The following is a 13,371-nucleotide window of genomic DNA, read 5'->3' as shown; positions in this document are numbered from 1 at the left end:
AGATAAAGTGAGATTACGCTCATGATCATACAAATGATAATCTGAGGTTTTTGATTAACACATCAAGATAAAAAGGTAAGCTAAAGAAAAGATAAACATCGTTAAAAAACAGGATAATAACCAGGTTAATCACGAATAACAAACGGCAGAAAAGGAACGATATTGCGCAGCAAAATAACACAATGGCGCAACATATCTTCACCAATAAATAACGCCGCCGGAATTCCCTGAGAATAATGGCGGCGTGGTTCTGGTGAATTATTGGCGCTGATAGTTATTTAAATAAGGCACCACGTTGGTCAATGACGTCTGGAATACGCCATTGGTGATCCAATGCAAGGTATCTTCACCGGGGCGCAGGTTGAACGCGGTAATATAAGAATCCGCCGCCAAATGATTCTGCCCCTGCATTTCATACACTTTGCCCAGCAGCACATAATTCAGCCACGACATTTGCAACTCAATCCCCAGCTCGATCGCCCGGTGCGCATCGTCAATGCGTCCCTGCGCCAGCGCATCAACCGCCAGAACTTGCTGCACGATCGGCGTATTTTTCAATTCGGGGATCGTCGCCAGATGGCTGATATCGGCGCGCAATTGCGCCAGCCCCTGGCTGTCGAACGGTTGATAAGAGTTGCGCAGCACATCCACCAGCGCTTTTTCCGCCAGCAGGTAGTGGAAATTCGGCGCGCTTTTAATCAGCTCGCTCAGCTGCGCGCTGGCGCGAGTCAACGAATCAGCGTCGCCATGGATCAACAATTGATGCGCCTGGTAGAAGCGCTGCAGCAGTGGCCCGTTATCCGGCAGCAGCTGCGCCAGACGCTGTTCCAGCTGCGGCGGCCAGGGCTGTTTCAGCGCGGCGGACAGGCTGGCGAGGAAGTCGCTTTGGATCTTCAGCTGGTTATCGGCGGTAATGAAGTAACGCTTGTCCAACATGATTGAGCTGTCGGCGTTATCCACCAGCCGTACGGACAGGAAACACTGCTGGGCGCGGTAGTGGCGCTGATTGACGAACTCGATATACAGCGACTTGCCCGAGTTGCTGGGGCCGGAATAGTTGTAATTGGTTTGGTCGTGCACCAGGAAGGTCGAGTAGGTGTTGAGCGAATCGGTGATCAGCTCGCTGACGCCCACCACATAGGAGAGCTGCGGCATCCAGTTGCTGCAGCTCTCGCCGCCCTGGATGCGGATATCGATATCGCGCGGGTTAAGCAGCACCGGCATGGTCGATACCGGCACGCGCTGCGACAGCGTGGCGATGCCGACAAACGCCACGCAGACGCTGAGCGCCGCCAGAAACGCCAGCCACACCCAGAACGTCGAGCGGCGATAAAAGCGCGGCTGCTTTTCGCCGGGCGCGGCAACCGGCGTTCGGGTCCGGCTCGGCGGCACGTACGGCGTATCGTCTTCATCATCGCTGCCGTCTTCCGGCTCATGCATGATCACCGCAATCTGCGGCGCCGGCGCAGGGGCGGGCTGCGACTCCCCGTCTTCACACCAGATCACCGAAGCCGCCAACTTATACCCGCGCTTAGGCACGGTGATAATGTATTCCGGACTGTCGCTGTCGCCGTCTTTCAGGTATTTGCGCAGTTCTGAAATGCATTGGGTCACCACGTGATTAGTGACGATATTGCGCTTCCAAACGCTATCGATCAGCTCGTCGCGGCTCAGCACCACATCGGGGTGCCGGGCGAAATAGCACAGCATGTCGATCAGGCGCGGTTCCAGCGTTTTCTGGCGGCCGTCACGGCTGATGGTATTGTCGGCAGGGGTAACCAGCCACTCCCCGACGCGAAAAGCAGGCTCTTGCATGGCGGAAATAACTCTGTAGGCATGTGGGGCAAGGGCGCGATCATAGCATAATCGCCCCCGGCTGTGGCCGCCGGGAGGCGATTAAGCCGTTAACTCTCGTATAATTCTAACGGTAAACCATCGGGATCGCTGAAAAAGGTAAAACGAGATTGAGTATAAGGATCGACGCGTACCGGTTCGCAGGCGACGCCGGCCGCCTGCAGATGGGCGATGGCTTGGTCTATATCGTCAACGCTGAACGCCAGATGGCGCAGGCCGCAAGCCTCCGGGCGGCTGACGCGGGCCGGCGGCGAAGGGAAAGAAAACAGCTCGAGGGTGTATTGCCCGTTGAGCGCCAGATCCGCTTTCCAGGAGTCACGCTCCTCGCGGTAAACTTCACTCAGCAGGGTAAAGCCGAGAATGTCGCAATAGAAATGCTTACTGGCGGCGTAGTCCGCGCCAATGATCGCGATGTGATGCACCTGACGTAATGCCAGCATAGAAACCCTCTCCTGTTCATTCTGATGGTGCACGGTATCCGGCGGCGATGAGGCCGTCAATGAGGAAGCCCGGCGCATCTTTCCAAACCGCCGGGCGCATTATGGCCTTATGGCTGCGGGGCTTTCAGCACCTTCACCAGATAGCGTCCGTCTTCCGTCAGCTTGGCGCCGTGGATATCGGTTTCAAAACCGGGATAGCGCTCGCCGATCGAGCACAGCATCAGCAGGAAATCGAGCACCGCCCGGCTCTCTTCGGTGATCATTTCCCCTGGCATCACCAGCGGCACGCCCGGCGGATAAGGCAGTATCATATTGGCCGCCACTTTGCCCACCAACTGATCCAGCTCGCAGGTTTCCACATTGCCGCGCACCTGCTCCTGGAACATCTGGTGCGGCGTCAGCTTCATTTCCGGCAGCACGTCAAACGCCCGCTGCATCAGGCGCGGCAGATCGTGTTGGCAGATCAGGCGATGAATACCGGCGGCCAGCTCCTGGATGCGCATATGGCGATAGAAATCCGGATCCTCGGCGTACAGATCCGGCAGCATGTTCTTCACCCGCAGGTTGAGATCGTAGGCGCGCTTGAAGTCGGTCAGGCCGCGCAGCAGGCTCATCGCCTTGGTTTTATCGATGCCGATGCTGAACAGGAACAGCAGGTTGTACGGCCCGGTCTTCTCCACCACGATGCCGCGCTCGTCGAGGTACTTCGCCACCAGCGCCGCCGGGATCCCCTCTTCCTCCAGCGCGCCCAGCTCGTTCATGCCCGGCGTCAGGATCGTCACCTTGATCGGATCGAGATACATATGATCGCGATCGGTCTGGCCGAAACCGTGCCAGTTATCGTCCGGATCCAGCGGCCAGCACTGCGCTTCATCGATCTCTTCCGGCTGCCAGATATCGAAGAACCAGCTGTCGCTTTCCTCGCGCAGCCGCTGCACTTCACGGCGAAAATGCAGCGCGCGCTCCACCGAACGGTTGATCAAGCGGCGCCCCGGATTGCCGCGCAGCATGGCGGCGGCGGTTTCCATCGACGCCACGATGCCGTAGTGCGGCGAAGTGGTGGTGTGCATCATGTAGGCTTCGTTGAAGGTGCTCTCGTCGTAGTCGCCCTTGATATGAATCATCGAGGCTTGCGAGAAGGCCGCCAGCAGCTTGTGGGTGGATTGGGTTTCGTAGAAAACCTTGCCGGGCACCCGATCGCCGCTCATGCCGCTCTTGCCGTCGTAAATCGGGTGGAAGTTGGTGTAAGGCACCCAGGCGGAGTCGAAGTGGATCGACGGCACCTCCAGCGTCTGCTTGATGTAGTCGGTGTTGTACAGCAGGCCGTCATAGGTGGAATTGGTGATCACCGCATGCACCGGCCAGGTGGCGTTCGGGGTCTCCTGCACCCGGGCGGCGATGCTGGCGCGGGTAAACTCGCGCTGCGGAATGCCGCCGAGGATGCCGTAGGCGTTGCGCAGCGGGCGCAGATAGATCGGCACGATATCGCTCATCATCAGCAGGTGGCACAGCGATTTGTGGCAGTTGCGGTCGATCAGCACCGTGCTGCCCGCCGGCGCTGAATACATGCCGACGATCTTGTTGGCGGTGGAGGTGCCGTTGGTGACCAGATAGCTCTGCTCGGCATTGAAGGTGCGCGCGATGTACTCTTCGGCCTCCAGATGCGGGCCGGTGTGATCCAGCAGCGACCCGAGCTCGGTGACCGAAATCGAGATGTCGGCCTTCAGGGTATTGGCGCCGAAGAAGTCATAGAACAGGCAGCCCACCGGGCTTTTCTGGAACGCGGTGCCGGCCATGTGGCCCGGCGTGCAAAAGGTGTACTTTCCTTCGCGCACGTAGTTGAACAGCGCCTTGGTCAGCGGCGGCGTAATGGTGTCGATGTATTCCGCCGTGTATTGCTGGATGCGCTGCGCGATATCGTCTGCCGCATTCAGGCCATACTCGAAGAAATAGAGCACCATGCGCATTTCATGCAGGCTGACGTCGAAGGTGGAGTGAGTATTGATAAAGGCGTACAGCGGCAGGTATTCGTTCAGCTCGTTGATCTCGCTGCACAGCTCCAGGCTGTAATCGTCCCAGTCGAAGATCACGCCGCAGATGCGGGCATTGGCTTCGATCAGCTTCAGCAGGTCACCGCTGTTTTTGGGGTATACCAGCTGGAATCCCATCGCGCCCAGCGCCGCGTGGAGCTCGCGGATCGGCTCATCTTTGTAGTAGACGCCCGTCGGGCCCATGATGGCGATGATATTCATCGGCAGCTCCTGTCAGTTAACGGCCAAGTCTCTATAACACCACGAAAATCCGGCGGTGTGTAGCCAAAAAAAAACCGCCCGGAGGCGGTTTATTACCGTGAAGATCGCAACTCAGCAGTAGCCGTAGTTCATCAGACGCTGGTAGCGACGGTTGAGCAACTCTTCGTCGTTCAGGCCATCCAGATCTTTCAGATCGGCCAGCAGCTGCGCTTTCAACGCGGCGGCCATCGCCGGCACGTCGCGGTGCGCGGAACCCAGCGGCTCCGGGATCACCGAGTCGATCAGCTTCAGCTCTTTCAGACGCGGCGCGGTGATGCCCATCGCTTCCGCGGCCAGCGGCGCCTTGTCGGCGCTCTTCCACAGGATGGAGGCGCAGCCTTCCGGCGAAATCACCGAGTAGGTGCTGTACTGCAGCATGTTCACCTTGTCGCCCACGCCGATCGCCAGCGCGCCGCCCGAGCCGCCTTCACCGATGACGGTGCAGATGACCGGTACGTTCAGGCGCGACATCTCACGCAGGTTGCGCGCGATGGCTTCCGACTGGCCGCGTTCTTCCGCGCCCACGCCCGGATAAGCGCCCGGGGTATCGATAAAGGTGATGATCGGCATTTTGAAGCGGGCGGCCATTTCCATCAGGCGCAGCGCCTTGCGGTAGCCTTCCGGCGCCGGCATGCCGAAGTTGCGGCGGATCTTCTCTTTGGTCTCACGGCCTTTCTGGTGCCCGATGATCATCACCGGGCGGCCATCCAGACGCGCAATCCCCCCGACGATCGCTTTGTCGTCGGCGTAAGCGCGATCGCCCGCCAACTCTTCGAAGTCGGTAAAGATATGTTTGATATAATCCAGGGTATAAGGACGGCGCGGGTGGCGTGCCAATTGGGCAATCTGCCAGGCCCCAAGATCGGCAAAAATCTTGCGCGTCAGCTCAACGCTCTTTTCACGCAGGCGCTGAACCTCTTCGTCCAGATTAATATCTAATTTTTCGTCTTGACGGCTGACTGCAGTCAGCGAGTCAATTTTCGCTTCCAGCTCTGCAATCGGCTGTTCAAAATCAAGAAAATTCAGACTCATAGCATTCCTATTTTAGTCAAATTCCAAGTCCACCTGCTCATTGCCTACCAACGTCCGCAAGTCTATCAACAAGCGGTCGGTGGGCGTCACGCGCCAGGTTGCGCCAAAACGCAGCTTGGCTCGCGCATCTTCCCGTTGATAGTAGAGATGCACTGGAATCGTCCCCGAGCGATGGGGTTCCAACGACTGACGGAGACGGTTCAAAAGCTGGTCATCAATTTGCCTGTCAGTCAGCGAGATAGCAAGCCCGCGAGCGTATTTTTCCCGGGCTTCACTGATGTCCATTACCTCGCGGGCCATCATTTTAAGCCCGCCGCTAAAGTCATCAAAGCTGACCTGTCCACTGGCGATAAGGATACGGTCTTTTTCCAACAAATGCTGGTATTTTTCTAACGCTTCGGTGAATAGCATCACTTCCAGACGGCCCGAACGGTCATCCAGCGTACAGATGCCGATGCGGTTGCCGCGCTTGGTCACCATCACCCGCGCGGCGACCACCAACCCGACGGCGGTAGTCATTTTGCCCCGATCCGTCGGGTGCATGTCTTTCAAACGCTGGCCACCGGCGTAACGTTCGATCTCCTTGAGGTATTGGGTGATCGGGTGGCCGGTCAGGTACAGTCCCAGCGTTTCCCGTTCACCGTCCAACACCACCTGCTCCGGCCAGGGCGCGATGTTGGCGTAGGATTGCTCCACCTGCTCTGGCGCTTCCGCCAGCACGCCAAACATGTCCACCTGGCCGATAGCTTCGGCTTTCGCATGCTGATCCGCCGCTTTCAACGCGTCGCCGAGCGAATTCATCAGCGCGGCGCGGTGTGGCCCAAGGCGATCGAACGCCCCGGACATGATCAGTTTTTCCAGAATGCGGCGGTTCAGTTTCTTGATGTCGGAGCGCGCGCAGAGATCGAACAGGTCTTTGAAATAACCTTGCTCGCCGCTGTTGCGCGCTTCGATAATGGCTTCGATCGGCCCTTCCCCCACGCCCTTGATGGCGCCGATGCCGTAAACGATCTCGCCGTCGTCGTTGACGTGGAAGTGATACAGGCCGCTGTTGATGTCCGGCGGCAGGATCTTCAGCCCCATACGCCAGCATTCGTCCACCAGCCCCACTACTTTGTCGGTGTTGTCCATATCGGCGGTCATCACCGCCGCCATAAACTCGGCCGGATAGTGCGCCTTCAGCCACAGCGTCTGGTACGACACCAGCGCGTAGGCGGCGGAGTGCGATTTGTTGAAGCCATAACCGGCGAATTTCTCCACCAGGTCGAAGATTTTCACCGACAGTTCGCCGTCGATGCCGCGCGCTTTGGCGCCGTCTTCAAAGCCGCCGCGCTGCTTGGCCATTTCGACCGGGTTCTTTTTACCCATCGCACGGCGCAGCATGTCCGCGCCGCCCAGCGTATAGCCGGCCAGCACCTGGGCAATCTGCATCACCTGTTCCTGATACAGGATGATGCCGTAGGTCGGCTCCAGCACCGGCTTGAGCGACTCATGCTGCCACTGAATGTCCGGGTAGGAGATCTCTTCGCGGCCGTGTTTGCGGTCGATGAAGTTATCCACCATGCCCGACTGCAGCGGCCCCGGACGGAACAGCGCCACCAGTGCGATCATGTCTTCGAAGCAGTCGGGCTTCAGACGTTTGATCAAATCTTTCATGCCGCGCGATTCAAGCTGGAACACCGCCGTGGTTTCCGAACGCTGCAGCATGTCGAAGCTTTTCTTGTCGTCGAGCGGGATGGCGGCGATGTCGATCGGTTCCAGCCCGGTCTTGGCGCGCCGGGCGTTGATCATCTCCAGCGCCCAGTCGATGATGGTCAGGGTGCGCAGACCGAGGAAGTCGAACTTCACCAGCCCGGCGTATTCCACGTCGTTCTTGTCGAACTGGGTCACCGGGTGGTTCCCTTCGGCATCGCAGTACAGCGGCGCGAAGTCGGTGATCTTGGTCGGCGCGATCACCACGCCACCGGCGTGTTTACCGGCGTTGCGCGTCACCCCTTCCAGCTTGCGGGCCATGTCGATCAGCGCTTTGACCTCTTCGTCGGCCTCGTAAATCTCCGGCAGCTGCGGTTCGGCGGCGAAGGCTTTCTCCAGCGTCATGCCCGGATCCGGCGGCACCAGTTTGGAGATGCGATCGACGAACCCGTACGGGTGCCCCAACACGCGGCCTACGTCGCGGATAACCGCTTTCGCCGCCATGGTGCCGAAGGTGATGATCTGCGATACCGCTTCGCGGCCGTACATCTCCGCCACGTGCTCGATTACCTGGTCACGTTTCTCCATGCAGAAGTCGACGTCGAAGTCGGGCATCGAGACACGTTCCGGGTTCAGGAAGCGTTCGAACAGCAGGTCGAATTCCAGCGGATCGAGGTCGGTGATTTTCAACGCATAGGCCACCAGCGAACCGGCGCCGGAGCCTCGCCCTGGGCCCACCGGCACGTTGTTGTCCTTCGACCACTGGATAAATTCCATCACGATCAGGAAGTAGCCGGGGAACCCCATCTGGTTGATCACTTTCAGCTCGACGTCCAGACGCTCGTCGTATTCCGGGCGGCGCTGCGCGCGCACGTCAGGATCGGGGAACAGGAACTCGAGACGCTCTTCCAGCCCCTCTTTCGATTTGAGTACCAGGAAGTCCTCGGTGCTCATATCGCCGGTCGGGAACTGCGGCAGGAAGTACTCGCCGAGGCGAATGGTGACGTTGCAGCGCTTGGCGATTTCGACGCTGTTCAGCAGCGCTTCCGGGATGTCGGCGAACAGCTCGCACATCTCGTCTTCGCTGCGCATGTATTGTTGCGGGCTGTAGTTGCGCGGCCGCTTGGGATCGTCCAGCGTAAAGCCGTCGTGGATGGCGACGCGGATCTCATGAGCGTCGAAGTCATCTTCCACCAGGAAACGCACGTCGTTGGTGGCCACCACCGGCAAACCGCGCTCGGTGGCCAGCGCCACCGCCGCATGCAGATAGTTCTCTTCATCCGGGCGGCCGGTGCGGATCAACTCCAGGTAGTAGCAGTCGGGGAAATATTGCTGGTAGAAATCCAGACACTGATCCACCTGCGCCTGGTTGCCGCGCAGCAGGAACTTGCCGACGTCGCCCTGACGCGCGCCGGAGAGCAGGATCAGCCCTTCGCGATGTTCAATCAGCCAGTCGCGATCGATGATCGGGCCGGCGGCGCCGTAGCCGCGCTGATAGGCGCGGGAAATCAGCAGCGTCAGGTTCTGGTAGCCTTCGTTGTTGCTGGCCAGCACCGTCAGCTGAGCGAGTTCGTCGCCCAAGACTTCGCTTTGCACATGGAAATCCGCGCCGATGATCGGTTTGATCCCGGCGCCGTGCGCGCTGCCGTAGAACTTCACCAGCCCGCACAGGTTGGTGAAATCGGTGATTGCCAGAGCAGGCATGGCTAACGCGGCGGCTCTTTTCACCAGCGGCGCCGTCTTGGCCAATCCATCAATCATGGAGTAGTCACTGTGGACGCGCAGGTGAATAAAACGAGGTTCGGCCATCTCCAGATACCTGATTGAAGGGGCTCAGCGTGCTGAGCCCGGGTTAATGCTATCGTCGAGCCGGTCAGGCTCGCAGGCTACAGCGCGAGCGCCCTTTTCACCGGCGCGAAGCTGCGGCGATGATGCTCGGTGGCGCCCAGCGCGGCCAGCCGCTCCAGGTGGAAGGCGGTCGGGTAGCCTTTATGCTGCGCGAAACCGTAGTCCGGGAACTCGCTGTCCAGCTCGGCCATTTCGCGATCGCGCGTGACCTTCGCCAGAATGGACGCCGCGCTGATCTCCGCCACGCGGCTGTCGCCCTTCACCACCGCCTGCGAACGCATCGGCAAGCTCGGGCAACGGTTACCGTCGATTAAAACCATGTCCGGCGCGATATGCAACCCGGCCACCGCGCGCTGCATCGCCAACATGGTGGCGTGCAAAATGTTCAGCTGGTCGATTTCCGCCGGTTCGGCGCGCCCCAGGCTCCAGGAGAGCGCTTTGGCGACGATTTCGTCATACAGCGCCAGCCGGCGTTTTTCACTGAGCTTTTTGGAGTCCGCCAGCCCGACGATCGGCCGCGCCGGATCGAGGATCACGGCGGCGGTGACCACCGCGCCGACCAACGGGCCGCGGCCCACTTCGTCCACACCGGCAATCAGCGTGGCAGCGGGATAGATAAAGGGTTCAATCATGCTTTCGCCAGCTCCAACACAGCCTGAGCGGCCTGTTCGTCCGCACCGCAACGGATGCTTTGGTGCAAGGTAAGGAAAGTCTGTTTCAACGCGTCGGTTTCCGGGCTCTCTTCCAGCAGCGGCATCACGGCGGCGGCCAGTTTGTCCGGGACGCAGTCATGCTGCAGCAGTTCGGTGACGATCTCCCGCCCCGCCAGCAGATTCGGCAGCGAGACATAAGGCGTTTTCACCAGCTTCTGCGCCAACCAGAAAGTGAACGGCTTCATGCGATAGCCCACGACCATCGGGCACTTGGCCAGCATGCATTCCAGCGCCGCCGTGCCGGATGCCAGCAGCGCCGCGTCGCTGGCGATCATCGCTTCACGCCCCTGCCCATTCAGCAGGTGTACGGTCAGATCCGGCGCCACTTCGGCCTTGATGCGCTCAAACTGCTCACGCCGTTTGGCGTTGACCAGCGGCACCACCACTTCCAGCTCGGGATAACGCGTGCGCAGCAGCTGCGCGGTTTTGAGGAAGTCGGCGCTCAGCATCTCGACTTCGGCGCCGCGGCTGCCCGGCAACAAGGCCAAACAGCGCGCCTGCGGAGCGATGCCAAGCTGAGCGCGCGCCGCCAACCGATCGGGCTGCAGCGGCATGGCGTCCGCCATGGTGTGACCGATAAACCGGCAGGGGACGTTGAAACGATCGTAAAACGCTTTTTCGAAAGGGAGAAAGGCCAGCACCAAATCGGTGGCTTTGCCTATTTTGAAAACGCGCTTTTGTCGCCAGGCCCACACTGAAGGGCTGACATAGTGGATGGTGCGAATGCCGCGCTGCTTGAGGCGGCCTTCCAGCGTGATGTTGAAGTCCGGCGCGTCGATGCCGACAAACACGTCCGGCCGCAGCTCACCGAAGCGGCGGGTAAGATCCTTGCGGATCTTCAACAGGCGTGGCAAGCGCTCGAGCACTTCCACCACGCCCATTACCGCCAGCTCTTCCATTTCGTACCAGGCTTCGCACCCTTCGGCCTGCATCAGCGGGCCGGCGACGCCAACGAAACGCGCGTCAGGGATCTGCGCTTTGAGCGCACGGATCAAACCGGCGCCGAGAATGTCACCGGAGGTTTCTCCGGCGACCAATCCGATAGTCAATGGACGATTCGACATAACTCAGCGAATGATGCCACGGGTAGAACGGGTGAAGAAATCGAGGTACTGCTGCACCACCGGCTGCTCTTTGGCCAGGGCTTCGATTTCCGCTTTCGCTTCATCCAGCGTTTTTTCGCTGCGATACAGGATTTTGTAGGCGTTGCGGATCGCCTGCATTTCATCCTTGTCAAAACCGCGGCGCTTGAGGCCGACCGCGTTGACGCCGAACGGCGTAGCGTGGTTGCCCTGAGCGATGACGAACGGAGGCACGTCCTGAGCGACACCGGAACAACCGCCTACCATCACATGCGCGCCGATAATGCAGAACTGATGGATCGCGGTCATGCCGCCAATGATGGCGTGATCGTCGATTTCCACATGCCCCGCCAGCGTGGCGTTGTTGGCCAGCACGCAAGCGTTGCCAACTACACAGTCGTGGGCGACGTGCACGTTGACCATCAGCAGGTTATCGTTGCCCACTTTGGTCAGGCCGGTGCCCTGCGCGGTGCCGCGGTGGATAGTGACGCTTTCGCGGATGCGATTGCGATCGCCCACTTCCACACGCGTCGGCTCGCCCGCGTATTTCAGATCCTGATTCACTTCGCCGATAGAGGCGAACTGATAAATCTGGTTATCGCGGCCAATCTTGGTAATGCCGTTCACCACCACGTGGGATTTCAGCACCGTGCCGGCGCCGATTTCCACCTGGGAGCCGACGTAGCAGAAAGGGCCGATATGCACGCCGGCGCCAATCACGGCGCCTTCTTCGACTATCGCGCTAGGATGGATAAAGGCGGTTTGGTCAATCACGGATTAAGCCTCCCGGCTGCGGGCACACATCATGGTTGCTTCGCAGACAATTTTACCGTCAACGGTCGCCACGCCTTTGAAGCGAGTCAGACCGCGGCGAGTTTTCTCGAAGGTGACTTCCATGACCATCTGATCGCCTGGCACCACAGGGCGCTTGAAGCGAGCTTCATCGATACCAGCGAAGTAATACAGCTCGCCCGGTTCCAGTTTGCCGACGCTTTTAAACGCCAGGATGCCGGTGGCCTGCGCCATGGCTTCCAGGATCAATACGCCTGGGAAAATCGGTTTGCCAGGGAAGTGGCCCTGGAAAAACGGTTCATTCACCGATACGTTCTTCACCGCACGCAGATATTTGTGCTCTTCAAACTCGAGGACGCGGTCGACCAGCAAGAACGGGTAACGGTGAGGAAGCAGATCCAAAATTTCTGCAATATCCAGAGTATGAGTGTCAGTAGTCAAAATACTCTTCCTGTCTCTAAAAACTGATGGCATCAACAACACGGCCTGCGCTGACCCCAAAAGGAGATCATCATGCAGGCCGCAAATTAACATCTCTTTGCGCTTTTGGTCTCACGACCAACGCGTTTCGTTTTGTACCCGCGAGAGCGGGCGGCAATGACTAGTCTTTTCCGACTTTACGTTCGACAGCTTTCAAGCGCTTGCTGATCTCATCGATATTCATTACCAACGCAGCGGTTTTACGCCAAACCTTGTTAGGCTGCAACGGAATGCCCGAAGAGTATACCCCAGGTTCGGTGATTGGTCGCATAACCATTCCCATTCCGGTAACAACAACCTTGTCGGCAATTTCCATGTGACCGTTGATCACGCTGGCGCCGCCAATCTGGCAGTAGCGGCCGATTTTCAGGCTGCCGGCCATGATCACACCGCCGGCGACGGCGGTATTGTCGCCAATCACGACGTTATGTGCAATCTGGCATTGGTTGTCGATGATAACACCATTCCCGATTTGGGTGTTATCCAAAGCGCCGCGGTCAATGGTGGTGCAAGCGCCGATTTCGACGCGATCGCCGATAATCACCGTGCCCAACTGAGGGATCTTGATCCACTCGCCGCGCTCATTCGCATAGCCGAAACCGTCTGCGCCGATCACGGTGCCCGACTGAATCAGGCAGCGCTGGCCGATTTCGACCGCATGATAAATCGTTACGTTCGCCCACAGACGCGTTCCCGCGCCGATGCGTGCGTGTTTGCCGATGAAGCAGCCCGGGCCGATAACCACGTTATCGCCAAGCACCGCACCCGACTCGATCACCGCGTTCGCCCCAATGGCGACGTTCTGCCCCAGCTGCGCTTCCGGCGAGACAACCGCGCTTGGCGCGATATCCTGAGCCGGCGACGGCGTGGTGTCCATCAGCTGCGCCATGCGCGCATAGGTCAGGTAAGGGTTCTTAACCACCAGCGCCGCAGCACGGCAGTGTGGTAAATCCGCTTCGGTAAGCACCACGGCGCTTGCCTGGCAGGAAGACAGCTGCTCTTGATAGCGGCTGTTTGACAAAAACGTGATTTGGCCAGGCTGTGCCGAATGCATAGAAGCAATGCCGGTGATGACGAGATCGCCATCACCGTGCAATTGTGCATCCAACTGCTGCGCTAAATCAGCCAGTCGAATTGAAAGCATGTG

The 13,371-nt window shown here is 59.2% G+C and carries 10 protein-coding genes; all 10 read right to left on the bottom strand.

Features of this window, described 5'->3' with window-relative positions:
• Positions 1–258: 258 nt before the first annotated feature.
• Positions 259–1,815 carry a lysine decarboxylation/transport transcriptional activator CadC gene (cadC, locus tag J0X03_RS04545; RefSeq protein ID WP_033644885.1) on the bottom strand — a complete coding sequence of 519 codons (1,557 nt, stop codon included), beginning with the start codon at positions 1,813–1,815 and terminating at the stop codon, positions 259–261.
• 89 nt (positions 1,816–1,904) lie between these two features.
• Entirely contained in the window at positions 1,905–2,294 is a 390-nt protein-coding gene (locus tag J0X03_RS04540) for a VOC family protein (RefSeq protein ID WP_047026598.1), read from the bottom strand.
• 107 nt (positions 2,295–2,401) lie between these two features.
• A complete protein-coding gene (locus J0X03_RS04535; RefSeq protein ID WP_033644883.1) occupies positions 2,402–4,546 on the bottom strand; it encodes a lysine decarboxylase LdcC in 2,145 nt (714 codons plus the stop codon).
• Positions 4,547–4,657: 111 nt separating this feature from the next.
• Positions 4,658–5,617 carry an acetyl-CoA carboxylase carboxyl transferase subunit alpha gene (accA, locus tag J0X03_RS04530; RefSeq protein ID WP_004931972.1) on the bottom strand — a complete coding sequence of 320 codons (960 nt, stop codon included), beginning with the start codon at positions 5,615–5,617 and terminating at the stop codon, positions 4,658–4,660.
• A gap of 12 nt (positions 5,618–5,629) precedes the next feature.
• Positions 5,630–9,118 carry a DNA polymerase III subunit alpha gene (gene dnaE, locus J0X03_RS04525; protein ID WP_046687712.1) on the bottom strand — a complete coding sequence of 1,163 codons (3,489 nt, stop codon included), beginning with the start codon at positions 9,116–9,118 and terminating at the stop codon, positions 5,630–5,632.
• Positions 9,119–9,195: 77 nt separating this feature from the next.
• Positions 9,196–9,789 (bottom strand): ribonuclease HII, encoded by a 594-nt coding sequence (gene rnhB, locus J0X03_RS04520; RefSeq protein ID WP_033644879.1) that lies wholly within the window; start codon positions 9,787–9,789, stop codon positions 9,196–9,198.
• The gene (lpxB, locus tag J0X03_RS04515) at positions 9,786–10,934 is read right to left on the bottom strand and encodes a lipid-A-disaccharide synthase (RefSeq protein WP_004931967.1); all 1,149 of its coding nucleotides are present in this window, start codon (positions 10,932–10,934) and stop codon (positions 9,786–9,788) included. The genes rnhB and lpxB overlap by 4 nt, the downstream gene beginning before the upstream one ends.
• A gap of 3 nt (positions 10,935–10,937) precedes the next feature.
• Positions 10,938–11,726 carry an acyl-ACP--UDP-N-acetylglucosamine O-acyltransferase gene (lpxA, locus tag J0X03_RS04510; protein WP_033644878.1) on the bottom strand — a complete coding sequence of 263 codons (789 nt, stop codon included), beginning with the start codon at positions 11,724–11,726 and terminating at the stop codon, positions 10,938–10,940.
• A 3-nt stretch (positions 11,727–11,729) separates the two neighbouring features.
• Positions 11,730–12,185 carry a 3-hydroxyacyl-ACP dehydratase FabZ gene (gene fabZ, locus J0X03_RS04505; RefSeq protein ID WP_004931962.1) on the bottom strand — a complete coding sequence of 152 codons (456 nt, stop codon included), beginning with the start codon at positions 12,183–12,185 and terminating at the stop codon, positions 11,730–11,732.
• Positions 12,186–12,345: 160 nt separating this feature from the next.
• A complete protein-coding gene (gene lpxD, locus J0X03_RS04500) occupies positions 12,346–13,368 on the bottom strand; it encodes a UDP-3-O-(3-hydroxymyristoyl)glucosamine N-acyltransferase (RefSeq protein WP_033649808.1) in 1,023 nt (340 codons plus the stop codon).
• Positions 13,369–13,371: the final 3 nt, after the last annotated feature.

The organism is Serratia ureilytica, from assembly GCF_017309605.1.
GTDB lineage: Bacteria > Pseudomonadota > Gammaproteobacteria > Enterobacterales > Enterobacteriaceae > Serratia > Serratia ureilytica.
The sequence above is the reverse complement of the archived record's forward strand: the minus strand, read 5'-3'. Positions and strand labels throughout refer to the sequence as shown.